This is a genomic window from Aliivibrio sp. SR45-2 (assembly GCF_963890165.1).
Lineage (GTDB): Bacteria > Pseudomonadota > Gammaproteobacteria > Enterobacterales > Vibrionaceae > Aliivibrio > Aliivibrio salmonicida.
In genome coordinates this window covers 1-211 of sequence record NZ_CAWPRC010000140.1, presented here as the reverse complement: position 1 = coordinate 211, position 211 = coordinate 1, and the positions used below count along the sequence as shown (strand labels likewise).

Sequence of the window (211 nt, the reverse complement as noted above, 5' to 3'; positions counted from 1 at the left end):
TTTAAATTTTGATTTGAATAACTCGTAAGTTATTTAAATCAGTCAGCTTTCCAAATTGTTAAAGAGCAATGTTTCTTTCGAAACCATTTTTAAAGACTCTCAAGGAGAATACTTAAAGATGGTGGGCGATACCGGGCTCGAACCAGTGACCCCCTCCTTGTAAGGGAGGTGCTCTCCCAACTGAGCTAATCGCCCACGAAAGTTTTAATTC

1 tRNA gene is annotated in these 211 nt (G+C 39.3%); it reads right to left on the bottom strand.

The window, feature by feature from the left end:
* Positions 1-119: 119 nt before the first annotated feature.
* A tRNA-Val gene (locus tag AACV33_RS06855) sits at positions 120-195 on the bottom strand.
* Between the last annotated feature and the right edge of the window lie 16 nt (positions 196-211).